13 protein-coding genes are annotated in these 16,706 nt (G+C 66.1%); 2 read left to right on the forward strand and 11 right to left on the reverse strand.

The features are described 5' to 3' along the window. The first annotated feature begins 297 nt into the window (after positions 1–297). On the forward strand, positions 298–1,407 hold the full coding sequence (locus tag ACOJUJ_RS23765; protein WP_420129408.1) for a NosD domain-containing protein: 1,110 nt from the start codon (positions 298–300) through the stop codon (positions 1,405–1,407). Positions 1,408–1,652: 245 nt separating this feature from the next. Here ACOJUJ_RS23765 and ACOJUJ_RS23770 read toward each other — a convergent pair whose 3' ends face one another. Further along, on the reverse strand, positions 1,653–2,429 hold the full coding sequence (locus ACOJUJ_RS23770) for a phosphoadenylyl-sulfate reductase (RefSeq protein ID WP_420129409.1): 777 nt from the start codon (positions 2,427–2,429) through the stop codon (positions 1,653–1,655). After that, positions 2,426–4,201: an NADPH-dependent assimilatory sulfite reductase hemoprotein subunit gene (locus tag ACOJUJ_RS23775; protein ID WP_420129410.1), complete on the reverse strand. Its 1,776-nt coding sequence runs from the start codon at positions 4,199–4,201 to the stop codon at positions 2,426–2,428. Before ACOJUJ_RS23775 ends, ACOJUJ_RS23770 begins: the two co-directional genes overlap by 4 nt. A 1,012-nt stretch (positions 4,202–5,213) precedes the next feature. On the opposite strand from ACOJUJ_RS23775, the gene ACOJUJ_RS23780 reads away from it, so the two are divergent. Next, positions 5,214–5,606, forward strand: coding sequence for a hypothetical protein (locus tag ACOJUJ_RS23780; protein ID WP_420129411.1), 393 nt, complete (start codon positions 5,214–5,216; stop codon positions 5,604–5,606). 193 nt (positions 5,607–5,799) lie between these two features. Here the strand turns inward: ACOJUJ_RS23780 and ACOJUJ_RS23785 are convergent, their stop codons facing one another. The 9 genes from ACOJUJ_RS23785 to ACOJUJ_RS23825 all read right to left on the reverse strand — a co-directional run bounded on the left by ACOJUJ_RS23785 (position 5,800) and on the right by ACOJUJ_RS23825 (position 16,703). Continuing rightward, positions 5,800–6,567 (reverse strand): phenylalanine 4-monooxygenase, encoded by a 768-nt coding sequence (locus ACOJUJ_RS23785; RefSeq protein ID WP_420129412.1) that lies wholly within the window; start codon positions 6,565–6,567, stop codon positions 5,800–5,802. Positions 6,568–7,092: 525 nt separating this feature from the next. Further along, a complete protein-coding gene (locus ACOJUJ_RS23790) occupies positions 7,093–7,506 on the reverse strand; it encodes a hypothetical protein (protein ID WP_420129413.1) in 414 nt (137 codons plus the stop codon). A 381-nt stretch (positions 7,507–7,887) separates the two neighbouring features. Further along, the gene (locus tag ACOJUJ_RS23795; protein WP_420129414.1) at positions 7,888–10,209 is read right to left on the reverse strand and encodes a P-loop ATPase, Sll1717 family; all 2,322 of its coding nucleotides are present in this window, start codon (positions 10,207–10,209) and stop codon (positions 7,888–7,890) included. Between the two features lie 48 nt (positions 10,210–10,257). Continuing rightward, on the reverse strand, positions 10,258–11,766 hold the full coding sequence (locus tag ACOJUJ_RS23800) for a DMP19 family protein (protein ID WP_420129415.1): 1,509 nt from the start codon (positions 11,764–11,766) through the stop codon (positions 10,258–10,260). Between the two features lie 57 nt (positions 11,767–11,823). Further along, a complete protein-coding gene (locus ACOJUJ_RS23805) occupies positions 11,824–12,033 on the reverse strand; it encodes a KTSC domain-containing protein (RefSeq protein WP_420129416.1) in 210 nt (69 codons plus the stop codon). An 80-nt stretch (positions 12,034–12,113) separates the two neighbouring features. Then, positions 12,114–14,657, reverse strand: coding sequence for a vitamin B12-dependent ribonucleotide reductase (locus tag ACOJUJ_RS23810; protein ID WP_420129417.1), 2,544 nt, complete (start codon positions 14,655–14,657; stop codon positions 12,114–12,116). Positions 14,658–15,606: 949 nt separating this feature from the next. Beyond that, positions 15,607–15,882, reverse strand: a complete 276-nt coding sequence (locus ACOJUJ_RS23815) for a hypothetical protein (RefSeq protein ID WP_420129418.1) — start codon at positions 15,880–15,882, stop codon at positions 15,607–15,609. Continuing rightward, positions 15,879–16,187, reverse strand: a complete 309-nt coding sequence (locus ACOJUJ_RS23820) for a hypothetical protein (protein WP_420129419.1) — start codon at positions 16,185–16,187, stop codon at positions 15,879–15,881. The genes ACOJUJ_RS23815 and ACOJUJ_RS23820 overlap by 4 nt, the downstream gene beginning before the upstream one ends. A gap of 159 nt (positions 16,188–16,346) precedes the next feature. Continuing rightward, positions 16,347–16,703 carry a type II toxin-antitoxin system RelE family toxin gene (locus ACOJUJ_RS23825; protein WP_420129420.1) on the reverse strand — a complete coding sequence of 119 codons (357 nt, stop codon included), beginning with the start codon at positions 16,701–16,703 and terminating at the stop codon, positions 16,347–16,349. Positions 16,704–16,706 lie beyond the last annotated feature (3 nt).

Below are 16,706 nucleotides of genomic sequence, written 5' to 3' on the forward strand. Positions count from 1 at the left end.
AAACTAACGCGCCCCCGGTTGAGGCCAGCGTCCGGCCCCACACTTTACCCCGCCGCGCCCCCCCCCCCCCCGCGTCTCCGCGTGACACCTGCCGTTTCCGGATCAGGACGGATCAGCATGCCGCCGTCCGCGCTGCACTCGTTGGATTTCACCCGTCACGTTTCCGCTGGCCAACGCGTTGACACAGGCTCTCCCGCGCCAGCACGGCGTCCCCATCCGCGCCGTGCCTGGCCGCATCCCCATGCGGCCGCGCTGTCAGGCCGCCGCACGGACATCTCCTTCCCCACGGAGCGCCCCATGCGAAGCCACACCCTGGCCCCCACCCTCGTCCTCACCGTCCTGCTGGCCGCCGCCTGCGCCGACCAGCCCCCCGCCCCCACCGCCCCGGCCGATGGCCCCAGCCTGGCGAACGCCGCCAAATGCCCCGCGTCACCCACCTTTGTGGTCGACACCGACCCGGAGCTTCGGGCCGCGCTGGCCGCCGCGCAGGACGGCGACGTGGTGGCCGTTTCGGGCAACATCGAAGTCGACAGCGCGGTGGTCATCGACAACGAAGGCGTCACCCTTACCTGCGCGGAGCCGGGCGCGGGGATCAGCTTCGATTATGGCTACGAGAACATCCTGATCGAGCTGCGCGCCGACCGCATCACCGTCTCCGGGCTCAAGCTGGACGCCGAGTACGGCTACGCGGCGTTCAACTCGCTCCCCGATGAGGACGACGGCTACCAGGACATCCGCATCACCGGCAACGAGGTGTACTGCGGCTACTACTTCTGCCTCTACGCCGTGGGCATTCAGGGCACGGTGATCACGGACAACCACTGGATCGGCGAGGACACGCGCTACGGCGTGCACATCCAGGGAATCCCGGGCTCGGGCTCGCCGGTGCCCACCGGCGGCTACACCGAAGCCTCGGCCGACGGAACCTTCATCTCGCGCAACGTGATCGAGACGGACGGCGGCTACGAGTCCATCTACGGCGCCATCCGCGTGCGCGAGGGGCGCGACGTGACCATCACCCACAACGAGGTTCTGGGCGACTGGTCGCACGGCGTGGTGCTGACCAACGTGTACGACTCGCGGGTGGAGCACAATCGCATCGACGGCACGCTGCTGAACGGGATCGAGTTCGCGGAGCGCGCGGCCAACCGCGTCTCCATCAGCGGCGTGAGCATCAAGGCCAACCGCATCAGCAACGCGGGCGGCGTGGGCATCGCCATCCGCGGCGCCTGCTACAACACCTTCCAGGGCAACAACCTGCAGAACACCTCCGTGGGCGCGGTGTTCGAGCCCAACACCGGCGCCAACATCTACCGCGGCAACAACGAGGTGGTGACGGACCTGGGCGCCTTTGACTGCGACGAGGACGGCGACATCGACCCCAACGACATCTCCGGCGCGCAGTAGACGGCGACGGCGCAGACCCTTCCCCGCCCGGCGCGCTCGATCGATCTCAATCCGCTTCCTGAGATCTTCCGCGCACGCCGGGTTGGGAAACGGCGGGGGTCACGCGGAGACGCGGAGGGCGCGGAGACGGCGGAGGAAACGAGGGAGGACGGGGATGAAAGCCATCATCCGTATCCCTCTCTTCATTCCTCCGCGCCTCCGCGCCCTCCGCGTCTCCGCGTGAGATCATCTCCTGGTGTTCCGGATCATGCCGCGGTGTCGGCGGTCGCGGGGACGTCGCGGTGGGGGGCGATGTGGATGCCGCACTCCAGCCGGCCGGCGCCCCGCCACCGGCCCGCCCGCTCGTGCTCGCCCGGGCGCACGGGCGTGGTGAGCGGCGCGTCGCCAATGCTGGTGTAGCCCCGGTCGTGCAGCGGGTTGTACGGCAGGTCGTGCCGCCGGATGAAGTCCCACACGTCCCGCCGCGTCCACGTGGCCAGCGGGTTCACGCGGATCCGCTCGCCGCCCTCCACCACCGGCAGCACGCCGCGCGTGGCGGACTGGTCGCGGCGGCGCCCCGTGATCCACCCGTCCAGCTGCGCCGTCCCGCGCCGGAACGGCTCCACCTTGGTGATCTGCTGATACAGCTCCAGGTCACGCTCCCACAGCGCGGGGCCGTACCGCGCCTCGATCTCGTCCCGGTCCAGCTCCGGGCGGTAGACGCGCAGGTCCAGCCCGTACCGCGCCCGCACCCGCTCCACGTGCGCCAGCGTTTCGGGAAAGTGGTGCAGCGTGTCGACAAACAGCACGGGGACCGACGCGCCGATCTCGGCCATCAGGTGGATGAGCACCGCGCTCCCCGGCCCAAACGCGGAAACCATGGCGAACCGGGAGGCGGGGAACGTCCGCACGGTCCAGCGCAGCACGTGCTCCGCCGGGGCGTGCTCCAGCGCCCGCGCGGCGTTGGCCACGTGGTCCGCGGAAAGCAGGGCGTACGGCGCGGTGCTCCCCGGCGCGGCGGGGTCGGGCAGAAGGGTGCTCATGACACGGTCTCCGGCGCGGCGGCGTGGACGGGGATGGTGGCGGCGTGCGTGGGAATCGCCGCGTGGGGACGAAAGCCGCCGCCGGGCGTGACCGAGGGGAGGGGGACGAGGCCGACGCGCGCCCAGAAGTCGCCGAAGCGCTCGCCCGGAAGCCGCTCGTCGCGAAAGCGCTGGAACAGCGGCCGCACCAGCGCGGCGATCCCGTCCAGCGGCACCAGGTCGGCGTAGAGTTCCGCCAGCCGGCTTCCTTCCAGGTTGCCGCCCACGTACACCTGGTACTTGCCCAGCGAGCGGCCCACGAAGGCGAGGTCGGCCGTGTAGGGGCGCGCGCACCCGTTGGGGCAGCCGGTCATCCGCACCGCCAGCGGCACCTGGGCCAGATCCAGCGCCGCAAGCTCCTGCTCCAGCTGCGCCACCAGGCCGGGGAGCGCGCGCTCGGCCTCGGCCACGGCCAGGGGGCAGGTGGGGATGGCGGGGCAGGCCATGGAGTTGCGCCGCACCTGCGCCAGCCCCTCGGGCGCGGGGACGCCGTGGGCGCGCAGGATGGCGTCCACCGCGTCCCGGTCGTCCGCCGCCACGCCCACCAGCAGCAGGTTCTGCTGCGTGGTCAGGTACACGTCGAGCCCGAACTCCCGCACCACGCGGCGCAGCGCCGTCCGCAGCCGCAGTTCCCCCTCGTCGTGGATGCGGCCGCTCTCGATCCACACGCCGCGGAACCAGCGCCCGTCCCCCTGCGCATGCCAGCCCAGGTGATCGTGGTAGCCGGTCACCTCCACGTCGCGGTACGGCACCAGGGGACGCCCCAGGGCGGCCTCTACCTGGCCGCGGAACCAGTCGACGCCCTGCTCATCCAGCAGGTACTTGAGGCGCGCGCGCTTGCGGTTGGTGCGGTCCCCCCAGTCCCGCTGCACGCCGATGATGGCCCGTGCCACCTCGATCAGCGCGTCCGGCTGGATGAACGCCAGGGGGCTGGCCAGCCGCGGATACGTCTCCGGCTTGTTGTGCGTCTGCCCCAGCCCGCCGCCCACGACGACGTTGAATCCCTCGATGCGGTCCCCGTCCGCGATCACCACCAGCCCCAGGTCGTTGGAAAACACGTCGGTGCAGTTGTCGTCGGGGAGGGCGAAGGCAATCTTGAACTTGCGCGGCAGGTAGGCGGTTCCGTACAGCGGATCGTCCACCGGCTTTTCATCGACCGTAACCTGGCTCCCCTCCACCCAGATCTCGTGGTAGGCCCGCGTGCGCGGCAGCAGCGCGTCGGACAGGGTTCGCGCCCACTCCGCCACCTCGGCGCGCAGCGACCCCGCAACGGGCGCGGAGCAGCTGACCACGTTGCGCACCACGTCGCCGCAGGCGCCAAAGGTGGTGACCAGCGCCTGGTTCAGATCGTGGATGGTGCCGCGCAGGTCCTGTTTGACGATGCCGTAGAACTGGAAGCCCTGCCGCGTGGTGACGCGAAGGGTGCCGTCGCCGTAGCGGTCGGCCAGCGCGTCGTGCACCAGGTACTGGTCCGCGCTCAGGGTGCCGCCGGGGAGCTTGGAGCGCACCATGTACGAGTACGCCGGCTCCTGCCCCGCCTTTTTGCGCTCCCGGCGCTGGTCGCGGTCTTCCTGCTCGTAGCTGCCGTGGAACTTCAGCAGCTGCTTCGCTTCGTCGGACAGGTGGGTGGCGTCGGAGGCCAGCTCACCGGGCAGGGTGCCGCGCAGCCCCCCGCTCTCGTGCTTCACCCGCTCCACCTCGCTGAGTGCCGCTTCGTCTACGCTCGTGCTCATCGGGGTCCTTTCCGCTCATCTCCGGTGTTCATCCCGCCCGCGCGGCGGCTGTCGGGGTCGAGGGGTGGGTCCCGGTGCAAGGCGGGTCCCGGCGCTGCACGGCAAACAAAACGGCCACGGCATCGGTGGATGACGTGGCCGGGGGCGGCACTGATCGGTAGCTCGCTGAATCACACAAATCCGTACGGCGGATGGATGTGCGCGCGGCGGCCGGCCCCGGCCACGGCACACATCGCCATGGCCCGATTGCGCCAACAACAACACGTCATCCAGTGGTTCATCGTCTGCCCGTTTGATGGTGGTTCCAGAGATCCCGCGGCACCGGCCGCCCCGGTCCGCTCCCGCCGTCCGACCTTCCGCGCCGCTTCCGAACGCAAAAACCCGGTCCGCTGTCGGCGGGCCGGGGCAGGTGTGTCGCTCTGGGTTCGCGGTCAGGCGCCGGGCGTCGGCGTTCTGCGCGCAAAGACAAAGGCTCCCCGCCCCGGCCCCCGACAACGGAGGCCGCGCATGGTGCGACACGCACACATACGGGCGGAGAGCTGAACGTGCATCGTCTTAGGGATGCAGATTGGAATGCGCCACCACGGGGTCTTCGCGGCGCCTATCAATGGGTAACCGAAGTGCGGCACCGGGTCAAGCACTTCAGTGCATCGGCGGGACGGACTGTGGAGGTGAGGGATGGACGCCGCGCCTGGCGGGACGAGCGACCGGCGTGCCCTCGATAGCCGTGCGCCCGCGGGGCGTGATGCCGAAGGTATTCATCCACTTCGCATTGGCGGGGTAATCCAGCGCCGAGCCGGCGACCTGCCCCACTGTTTGTATCCTTTCGTTCAACCTCCGTCATGGCCGGCAGGTCCGTCCTCCTCCGAGCACGAAGGTTGCTACACACATTTTGTGCCTCATAAATCAATTCTCGTCCGCACTCCTTCCACGAATGGGAGAGACCTACCGGCAGCTCATCCAACGTTTTGGGCCGTAACGCTTTCGAAACCACCCGGAGTCAGGAGGCCCCATGCGGAGCAAACTCAAGCTGCACCTGGAAGACCTGACCGTAGATTCCTTCCAGACCACCACGCCGCAGCGGCCGCGCGGCACCGTGTACGGCGAGCAGTGTACCTGCTACACCAACTGCACCTGCCCCGGCTGCCCCACCTGCGACGCGAGTTGCGGCCAGAACACCTGCGGCGGCACCTGCGCCGGGACATGCAACACATGTGGCGGCTCGTGCGCGGGCACCTGCGACGCCTCGTGCGGCGGCACCTGCGATGCCGCGTGCAACACCGGCGGAGCTTCGTGCTACGCCAGCTGCGACGGCTATTGCACGCAAGGATACGACGCCACCTGCAGGAACATCGGCACCTGCGACTGGGCCGATCCTTACTACGCATGCGGCGTCGTACGCTGATCCATCGCCACGCGGGCCCTGGCGCGTTTGCCAGGATCCCTCAATCCGCCGTCGCGGCTTCACAAGGCTGCCGAACCCACCGAACGGCCGGCATTGCAGATACGCTGCGGTGAACTGCGGCGGGGATGGAAAGAGGCCGCCGGCAGGGTGCCGGCGGCCTCTTTCCATCCCGCGCTCCAGCCCGGAGCGAGGGTCAGTTGCAGATGCGCCGCTTCGCCTCTTCCACGGCCTCGAACAGCTGGTCGAACGACTCCACCACAAAGAGAACGTCCTGGAAGTGGTCGATCTCGAACGGCTGCGCCAGCACGGCGTCCAGGGAGAACGGCCGCCGGTCGCACTTGGGACCCAGCGCGTTGGCGGCATCGCCCGCGGACGAGATCAGGCCGCTGCCGTACACCTTTACCTGGCCGTCCTCACGCGTAAGCCCAAACTCCACCGTAAACCAGAACAGCCGCGCCATCTGCGTCAGCTCCTCCTCCGTGCGCGCCTCGGCGGCCACGGCGCCAAAGCCCTGCAGAAAGTCGGCGAACACCGGGTCGGCGTGCAGCGGCACGTGGCCAAACACGTCGTGGAAGATGTCCGGCTCCGGCAGGTACTCCAGCTGCTCCCGCGGCCGGACGATCACCGTGGTGGGAAAGCGGCGCTCGGCCAGGCACCGGAAGAAGTCGCGGGCGGGGATGAAGCCCTTGACCGGGACCGCGTTCCAGCCGGTGCGCGCGTCCAGCCGGCGGTTCACGTCCGCCAGATCCGGCACCTGGTCGGGGCGCAGGCCAATGGCCTCGGCCCCCTCCAGAAAGACGCGGCTGCCGTTCCCGCGCAGCTCCGCCATGCGGCGCTCGTACAGGATGCTCCAGACCTCGTGGTCCTCCGCGGTATAACTGTGCCAATCCTGGCGCCTGAAGATCTGTGGGTCGATCAGGGATGCGACAGCGGAGGGCGGGGGCGCGGTCATCGTTTGCATCGGGAGGGACTCCTGGAGAAGGAAAAAGCGGCCCGTGAAAGCTTCCACGGACCGCTTCCGCGCTGGCCGTAACGCGCGTGTAGCTACGCGCGCGCGGGCCCCCGGACGCGACCCCTGGGCCGGGTCGTGTAACGGGGATGACAGCAGTAGACGGCCGGGCGCAGAGTCATCGATACAAGCCTAGTAAGGCGGCAACCGTACGTCAAGCTTCTTAACTGTCTGGATCAGAGAGTGCGTTCACATACGGACCTGCCGTGCGTGACGTCCTCTCCGGCGTCACGGTTCACGGTCCGCGCGCGTGCGATACGGGCAGGTGAAGGAAGCGTGTGAGCTGCACCCGGACCGTCGGCAACCACTGGTTTCGTTAGAAGGCGACTCTGTTCGGCGGACGTAGATCGCTCGCGATTGCACGCAGGTCCGCCACCCGCGCCATAACTCGTCCGCGTGCCTCTCCGCCAGCTCCGCCGCCACCGCCTCCCACCCCGCCGGCGCCGAGCCCGCCCTTCGGCCGAGGCGTATCCGCGCCTACCGTCCGGCCACGCGAAGGCCCAGCTCGATCACGCCTCCCACCACCGCGCCGGCCGCGGCCCCAGCTACGACAGGGGTCACCGGATCCAGGATGCAGTCGGTATTGGAACACGCGTGGAAGATCAGCCCGGTCACTCCCGCGGCACCCACGAGAGCGCCGACGGCGGGCATCAGCAGCGGGTGTCTGCGAGGGGTGCGGAAGGTTCCGAGTGCCGCCGCCGAGAAGAAGTCCTGGCGCACCTCCGCGGCAGCTCCCAACCCGGCGTGCGCCGGTGCGACCACCGGGGTCGATGCGACCGCCTGGGGCGGTGCCAGCTCCGGGACCGCTCTCCGCGACTGGGCATCGGCTGCGGACGGCGCACCGACGGCGCAGATCACTGCCATGACGGCGTTCAAAATCAGCTTACGCATTGGAGCCCAGGTGAGGAGCGGATGATCGGTGATGGGTGTATCTCCACGTCCGGTGCAAGGTTCCGGCGCCTCACCGGGATGCGCGGCCACGGACGCTCGCAGCCGCTCAACACACCGCTGCATCTCGTCCGCGTGCCTCTCCACCAGTTACGCCGCGCCGCTACTGGTCGCGCGCGTCGGAGAATCAGATAACTCGCGCTGGCCAGCCAACCTCTCCCCAGACGAAGACGCGGTGATGGGTCGTCTGCCGCGTCCCCAGCGCGTCGGCGGTGAGGGCCGCTCGACGCGGACTTGTGATCAATCTAGCTGCACAATCGGTATTCTTATTATGACCGGCCGGCGAATCCTGAAGGTCGGACGTGAAGCAGCCTCTTATCATCCTCACCTCCGTTTCCGATTCGGCCTCCGCTTTTTGGATTCGTTAAACGCCGGCATATGTCGCAGGCTGAGGTATGAGCGAACGATCGTATCAGCCCGTTTGTTCAACGTATTTTCAGTGTAGTCAAAGCGATCAGCATTCCGAAGCTTGGACAAGCACCTCAACAATACGGAAGCGGGTAAGGGCATGATAAGACGATCATGGTTATGGTAGAGTTCTCGTATCCAACCTTGCTCTGTATTGCTCGGCCACTCATGCTCAGATCGATACACAATGATCGCAAACCGGCCGTACTCTCCTGTGGTATAACTAAGCACCTGACGGAAATCTTCAGTCTTAAGGGAAGCATAGTTTTTGATCTCAAAGACTACCTGACGTGATCCATAATCATCGAGAATCCTTTTCCAAAATCCCTCCGATGCGCTATTTGTAGCAACTAAATCACGACGCTGGATTGCATCGGCATTTGGCTTCAACTCGGGGTTCGACAGCCGGCCCGCGAAGAGAATCTTGATAACTTGACCAACCCACTCCTCAAACTTGACAGCATCAGCGGCTCCCTCCTCCAGATTTGGCAATTCCGAGATCACCTGACCAAGGCGTCGCGTCCTAATGTCCTTGACTTGTGAGGGATCCAACGGCTTGTAATCATCCCCAATTTCTACAGAGACTTGAGCAGCAGACAGCGTCGGCTCAATCTCCAGTGAGCGCCAATAAGAAGGGTGGACCATGCATGCAGACTCTTCCCCAATCGTCTCGATTCGTGTACCCGATCCATCGTGATTGAAGGCGAACCGTCCTTCCAACGACTTGTCTTCAAACCCAATAAACCCCACTCCGAATAATGCGTGGAGGATCTGTTTACCGGAACCAAATATTGCGAAGTCGCTTTTCTCCTGCTCAATATATGCGTCCATCTCAACGGCTGTATCCACTACAGAGAGCACTTCCGAAATAGGTCGTGTGGCAGGGGCGCCGTGAAAAAGTTCAATAAACTCGCGGAGTCCAGGAAGAACCGCTTGATACTCCTTGACAAGATCTTGCAGCCGATCATGCGATATACTGGTAGCAGTTGCATCAATATCACGCTCAGAAACATGGTCGCGTTGATGCCGGGAGGCCTCAACATACGCACGGTTCAGGAGGACAAGAATATCCCGAGGGCGGTACAACGTCAGTCGCAGACAGAGTTCAAAACCTTCTCGCCCTTGTAGGCTATGCTCGACGAAGCGATTCCACACCCGGCCAATATTCTCCATACTCTCAAGCCCGAGCGCAACCTTCAGCCGCTCCCCTACTAATTGGAATAGCGTCTCCTCATCCCAGTGGAGACGGAGCGTGTTACCTTCGATGTGGCGTGAGAAATCATTATCCAAATGCGCAAGCGCACGAAACATGTTGTCCCGGATAAAGAGCGTACCGTGAATTCCCGAATTAGCATCGGAAAAATCAGCGATAGCCAAACCCAATCCGCCTACCACAGCTGTGCTCGGCGCATCCGAACTCCATCCTTCATCAAGGCCGTCATATAAAATTACTGCAGTTCTATTGAGTTCCTTAAGAATCGACTGCACAGCGCGTTGTAGTCTGGCAATCTGGAATTGTCCCGCAATTCCTGCCAACAGATCGCTGCTCTTCGTTTGATCTACGGCCACGTAACGAATAATCTCGGCACAACGAGTTGCATCCGTGTTTGAAACAAGGCGCTTATGGTCTAGTAGGAAATCGCGAAGAAAAAAATAATGATCGCTTCTCTCAGCTTTGTAGTGCGCGACAAGCGACTCGGCGACCAAGAGCAGCAGGTGGACTTTCCAAACGAGTCGCGACAGCGCCCGCATCTCTGAGTACGTCGTAGCATACGGCGCGAATGACTGCTGCAGCGCCAAAGCTTCATACTCCTGCGGACGAGCAGCGTACAGAAATACCTTTCCGTGCCGCTGGAAGTGTTCATTCACGCGGTCGAAAAGTGCACTTTTTCCGGTTCCCCGCCGACCCACAACGAAATTGAAGTCCTGTGTTTCAATCAAAGCACGATACTCAGCGGTTTCAACAAATGCTCTGGCAAGCATCGCTGTGTCATTCTCAGCACGCACAGAGCCGAGGATGTTCCCTGCACGCCGGGATTGGGTTTTCATCAGAAACTTTTCTCGAAGACTTGAACCGCTGGTGAGTTTCGAAAATATGGCCATGCGGAGTTCGCTGCGCCAGAAGTGCCGTAAAACTCCCGTCGGCGTAGCATTTCTTGCAGCCTCGGCGACTTCCAGTTGGCTGCTGCAGTGGGACAGGTGCCCAATGAAGGTCTCGGCCCCAGCCGCGTAGTTCATCAGCGACAGCTGCCGCGGCTCCAGCGTCCCGGTCTGGCGCCGCCGCGCTCAGTCCGGCGGCTCGGGATCGCCGGCGAGCGCCGCACGCATCCGGCGGAGGCGCTTGAGGCGCACCGGATTGCCGCGGGGGCCGCCGTCCTCATCCAGCTCCCTGGCGATCTCCCTGCCGAGGGCGTTGAGGGCGCGAGCCCGGTCGCGGGGGCGGACCTGGTCCGCCGGCAGCAGCGTCAGCAGCTCGGCGGCGACCGCCCTCCAGTGGCCGCGCCCCGAACTCCGCAGCAGCGGCCAGGCCTCGACAATCGCATCCCTGGCGGCCTGAAGGTGCTCAGCACGGTCCTGCTTGGTCGCGAGGACGAGATGCGCCTCCGCCCGGCCCAACAGGTCGGTCGCCAGATAGCCGAACGTTGCGTTTTTCCCCGCGTCCCCCGAGTCGAGGGCAATGGCGCTATCGAACGCATCGAGCGCGTTCCGGACGGCGGGCACGTGCCGCTCGTCCAGCCGCCCAAGCTCGACGCGGGTCTGGCCCAGCGAGCGCCAGGCTCCGCCCGGGTCGTAATCGTTTGTCCACGGTCCGGCGACGATGGCGTGGTTCCAGGCTTCGGCCGCCTGCTCGAGCAGGTCCACCCGGCCCAGCCGCTCACCGGCATACTTCAGCTTGTAGGCGTAGGTTCGGAGGTCGCCGGGCCATCGGGACGTCGTATCGATCCGGTATCGCGCATGGATCTCACGGTAGGCAGCAAAGATCTCGTCCACCTTTTTATCGTCCCCGTCCTGGACCGCCGTGTCAAACGGCGGCAGCAGCGCCGCCAGCGCGTCGTGGACCTCCTGCGCCCAATTCGGCCGCGCGGCGACCGCGCGCCTGGCCCGATCCAGCACACTTTCGCGGGGCCGTCCGAGACCGGTCACGTCCCAGAGCCGAAGGGCCGCTTCGACCACGACCTTCCGGAACGGTCGCCGGGACGCCTGGGCGCGGCGCCGGTCCAACAGCGTGTTGCTTGCCAGGATCGCCGCCTGCCGGGCCCGGATCTCACGCGGGGTCAGTGCAACAACGGTGGGCGCGTTCCTCAGCCAGCTCTCTGCCCGGGGGTAAAACCGCTTCGGATCCTCCGACTCGTAGAAGGCGTCGTCGAGGTCCCTGATCACATCCGGGATGTCGCCGAACCCACCGCCCGCCATGACCTTCCGTTTCAGGGCCGGATCGGCTTCGAGCGCGGTTCTGAACCGCCGGAAGATGGCGTGAAGCTCGCTCAGGCCCAGCCTTTCCAGTCCCGCCTGAACGTCGTCCAGCACCTCCGGCTTCATTCCGGTGTTGCCCGCGAACTGGCCGTGCCCACCGTTTCTGACCTCCCCCAGGTAGGAGCTCGTATGGAGGATCATCCACGCGTCGGGCTGAACCTCTTGCCTGATCAGCCACGCCTCCTGGGTGCACCAGCGGCAGAAACCGACTACGGCGAATAGCATGGTGTCCGGGTAGCGGGAACGGATCTCCGCCCGGGTAACCAGGATCTCGGGCGCGAGGAGGCCCTGGGAAGGTTCTTTTCCGCGGAATAGCGCCAAGTCCGTCCTCCCGGTCAGGCGTTCCCGGTGAGCGGCGATAAACCCCATCCACCGCCATCAAGCCCGCGTGCAGCGATACCGCGGCTTCACGAACGCCGCCAGGTAGCTGCCTTTGGAACCAGCCCTGAGAAGATTCAGAGAGACGGATCCCGGCACCCGGTGGTACCAGTACTCGCGGCCCGTACGAAAACGAACGCCAAGGATCTGGCTTACTTCATCGTACGCAATCGCGGCAATGTTCGACGAGCTTACGGCAACGTAGTTCATCCTCATGCTCCATCACACCAGATCCCGCGAAAAGGCCCGCGGCTCAGGGGAGCCGCGGGCCTTTGTCCATCAGCCGCGCATCAGCCGCACTCGGAGTACCCGCAGGCGTGGCACTTCTTGCAGCCTTCGGCGAACTCCAGCTGGCTGCTGCAGTCGGGGCAGGTGCCCATGAAGGTTTCGGCCTCGGCCGCGTAGTTGTTGAAGGGCAGCTGCGGCTGCGTCTCCAGCGACTCCGGCAGCGCTACGACTTCCGTCTGCCCGCCCACCGCCTCGGGGATCAGCTCCTGCTGAATCCCCTGCTTCTCGCGCTCGCGCAGGCCCAGCGCCTGGGCAATGGCATCGGGCACCGACAGCACCTTGTTGTCGCCGAAGCCGATGGCGCGGTCCGAGCTGATGCCGCGCAGCTGGCTGTACACGTCGTTCACCGGGATGCCAAAGCGCAGCGCCAGCGAGATCAGCCGGCCGATCGCCTCTACGTCCGCCATGGCCACGGAGCCCGCCTTGCCCAGCGTGGCGAACACCTCGAACGGGTGGCGCCCCTCGTCCTCGTTGATGGTCACGAACACGTCGCCCAGCGGGCTGCTCATCTTGCGGGTGGTGCCGCTGAGCACGGTGGGGCGCTTGCGCTTGTGGCGGCGCGCCTGCGCGTTCACGTGCTCCGCCTGGCTAAGCTCGCCGCGCAGGCGCGTCATCTCGCGCTCCAGCTTGGCCATGCGCTCGCGCGCCTCGGCCAGCTCCGCCTGCGCCTCGTTCACCTTCGACGCGTCCTCGGCCACCTGCGCCGGCGTCTTGGTGGCGCCGGTGCTGAGCACCTGGCCGTCGCGCGAGCCGTCGCGGTACACCGTGACGCCCTTGCACCCCAGGTTGAACGCCATCTCGTAGATCTTCCGCACGTCCTCAACGGTGGCCTCGTTGGGGAAGTTGGTCGTCTTGCTGATGGCGCTGTCGCAGTGCTCCTGGAAGGCCGCCTGCGCGCGCACGTGCCACTCGGGCGTGATGTCGTGCGCCGTGCTGAACGCGCGCTGAATCGCCTCGGGCACCTCGCTGAAGTGGATGTGGCCTTCGCGGGCAATGCGCTCCATCAGGTCGTCGCTGTACCAGCCGCCGTCCCTGGCCACCTTGACGAAGTCCTCGTTCACGTCCGGCATCAGGCTGCCGGCCTGGTTGCGCATGAACGCCACCGCGAACAGCGGCTCGATGCCGGACGAGCACCCGGCGAAGATGGAGATGGTACCCGTGGGCGCGACGGTGGTCACGTTGCAGTTGCGCAGCCGGCGCATGGGGCGAATGCGGTCGCCGTTGGGCGCGCGGGCCGCCGTCTCGTCCGGGCCCCAGATGCTGCGCTCCCACTCGGGGAACACGCCGCGGGTCTCGGCCAGCTTTTCCGACGCCTTTTTGCTCTCCGAATCCATGAAGTCCATGATCTGGCGGCCCACCTCCACACCCTCTTCGCTGTTGTAGGCGATGCCCAGGCGCACCAGCAGGTCGGCGTAGCCCATCACGCCCAGCCCGATGCGGCGGATGTTGTTGGCCAGGTTGGTGATCTCGTCCAGCGGGTACTTGTTGGCGTCGATCACGTTGTCCAGAAAGTGCGTCGACAGGTGCACCACCCGGCGGTACTCCTTCCAGTCGATGCGCTCGCTCCAGTGCTCCGTGGCCGGCACGTCGGCGCGGTAGAACGCGCCCACGTTCACGCTGCCCAGGTTGCACACGTCGTACGGCAGCAGCGGCTGCTCGCCGCAGGGGTTGGTGGCCTCGTAGCTGCCCAGGTGCGGCACCGGGTTGTAGAAGTTGGCCCGGTCGATAAAGAACACCCCCGGCTCGCCCGTGCGCCACGCGTTCTGCACGATCTTGTCGAAGATGTGCCGCGCGTCCTTCTGCCCGATCACTTCCCTGGTGCGCGGATTCACCAGGTCGTACGCCTCGCCCTTTTCAACCGCGCGCATGAAGGCGTCGGTAATGGCGACGGAGATGTTGAAGTTGGTGATCTGCGTGATGTCCTGCTTGCAGTCGATGAACTCTTCGATGTTGGGGTGGTCCACGCGCAGAATGCCCATGTTGGCGCCGCGGCGCGTGCCGCCCTGCTTCACCACCTCGGTGGACGCGTCGTACAGCTTCATGAAGCTCACCGGCCCGCTGGCCACGCCGGTGGTGCTGCGGACGATGTCGCCCTCGGGGCGAATGCGGCTGAAGGAGAAGCCGGTGCCGCCGCCCGACTGATGCACCACCGCCATCGAGCGGAGCGTGTCGTACACGCCGCTCTGGTTGTTGCTCAGCGCGTCGTCCACGGGCAGAACGAAGCAGGCGCTCAGCTGGCCCAGCGGGCGGCCGGCGTTCATCAGCGTGGGGCTGTTGGGCTCAAACAGCCGGCGCGTCATCAGCAGGTAGAACTCCCGGGCCAGCGCGTGCACCTCGGCCTCGCCGGCGCCGTACTTGGCGTCCGCGCGCGCGATGGTGAGCGCCACGCGCCAGAACATCTCCTCCGGCTCCTCCACCGGCTTGCCGTTCTCGTCCTTGCGCAGGTAGCGCTTGCCCAGGACGATGCGGGCGTTGTCGCTGAGCTCGGCGCGGGGCAGGCTTACGCCGGATACGGGAACCGTGGCGGCGGTGGAGGGAGGGTTCATCCTGAGGACTCCTGGTGCTGGCGGTTTCTGGCGACGCGAACGACGAAAAACAGATGTGCTGCAACACCTTTCGGCAGCAGAGCCGGGCCGGGGGAGCCGCGAATCCGTGCACCACATCTAGCGGACGAGCAAGGTAGTACCACTACATATAGGGGTCAAGGCTTCTGTTCGCACTCGCAACGTGCATGCCGTTGATACCCCTCACCATCTGTTTCGAGCGATTGTTCAGGCGTGGCGGGGCTGATGTATGCCGGAGCGGACGGGCAGGACGCGGCGAAGGTGGACGGGCGTTCGCTTCTGCCCGGCGGCGGGACCGCCAGGATGGCACGGAGAGGGTTCGAGGCGCGTCCGCCGGCGCCCCCTCCGCTCGCTTAGGGTCGCACCTCCCCCAAAAAACCCTGGGGGAGGTTGGGTGAGGCTGGGATCCGGGCTCGGCGACTGGCGGCTGCGCTGCCGCCGGGGGGCCCTCACCCCCGGCCACTCTCCCGCAAACTGCGCGGAAGAGGGGAGAACTTCGATCGCGCTTCAGATAGTCCTGCGCGATACACTGTCATTTCGAAGGAGCGCCGCTCATCAGCCTCGCCACCTCCAGGGCCGGCGCGCGACCGCGGAATCTACGGTCGGAATGCTCGTGGGAGGCCGGCGCGGCGAGGACCCGCAGCTACGCCTTGTAACCTGTCCCTCGTACCCTGTCCCCTCTCCCCAGCGGGCGCCAAAGATAACGGCGTGCGGATGCCCGGTCACGGGGTTGACACGCCTCCGCGCCGAAGCGGCCAGGGTAGCAGATCGACCCAACCGGATCGTGTCTTTGACCGCGCCGGCACATGGCCTCGAAGCCCAGCGCGCGCCCGAACTCCGCCGCCGAAAGACCGGAAGCCCCGCCCTGGCTCGCTTTCGCTTGCCGGACGGGGCTCCTTTCACCCGTTCACCCCCTCACCCGTTCACCCCCTCAGGGCGAGTCGGTCTTGCTGCGGTCCTTGTCCTCGCCAGGGCGGTTGCCGTACATCGACTCGTCGTCGATCTGGCGCACCTGCTTGTCGGCCTCCACCAGGTCCTGGCCGTGCGCGTTGGCCGGAGCCAGGGGCACCGTGTTGGGCGCCTGGGTGCTCTCCTGCGCCTGCGCCCCCCTGTCGTTCTCCGTCACGTGCGGCGGATGCACCTGCGAGCTTGCCGCGCCGCCGATCTCCTTGCGCGGGCCGGGACCGGCGTCGCGCTCCGTCGTCATGCGCCCACCCCTTCGTCACGCGGGTCGGTGTTGCCGCGGGCCTCGCGCGCCTTGCCCTCGTCGCCCGCCGCATCGTCGTCATCCACCGGCTGTCCCGCGCGCGCGTGCACGGAGGGAGCCGGCTTGCCGAAGTTGAACGGCGTGTTGTTGCCGGCGGCCATGGATTCCGACAGGCGCTCCCGGTCCTTCAGGACGGTGTCGTCCAGGCTGCTGTTGCCCTGGCCCGTCTGCGGAAGGTTCTTGTAGTCCGTCGCGCCGGCTTCGCGCGGGTCGATGTTGTGCTGGTCGGGTCGCTTTCCGGCCATAATGGCGATCTCCTGGTCTGCGGGTCGCGTAACTGCTTGTGCCGGTTGCTTGTTCAGGTTCCGTGCCGGGCGGAGGGCGGAGAGTGAACGGGTGAGCGGGTGAGCGGGTGAGCGGGTGAACGGGTGGGGCTTGATACGGCGCGCCCCACCCGCCTCGGGTCAACCCTCGTCGTCACCGTCGTTCTCGATATCCCGAAGAAGCGCTTCGAGCCGTTTGCTCAGCAGATCACCCGTGAGCCAGTCGTAGATGTTGTCGACGTTGCCCTCATCACGCTTTCCGGCGGCGAGCACAATCACCCAGACCCTATCCTCGACGACCTTGTAGACGACGCTGTAGCCGGTGACGCGAAGGCGGAAGTAGCCTCCAAGCTCTCCCGCGAGCGGCCGCCCGTACGCCTGTGGCTCGTCGCCGAGCTTCTTTTCGATCTGCGTGAGGATTTCTTTGGCCGCGGCGGGGCCGAGCTTCTTCAACTCCTTCTGCGCCGCCTCCGCGACGTAGATCCTGTAGCGAGCCATGGG

It is taken from the genome of Longimicrobium sp. (genome assembly GCF_048594345.1).
GTDB lineage: Bacteria > Gemmatimonadota > Gemmatimonadetes > Longimicrobiales > Longimicrobiaceae > Longimicrobium.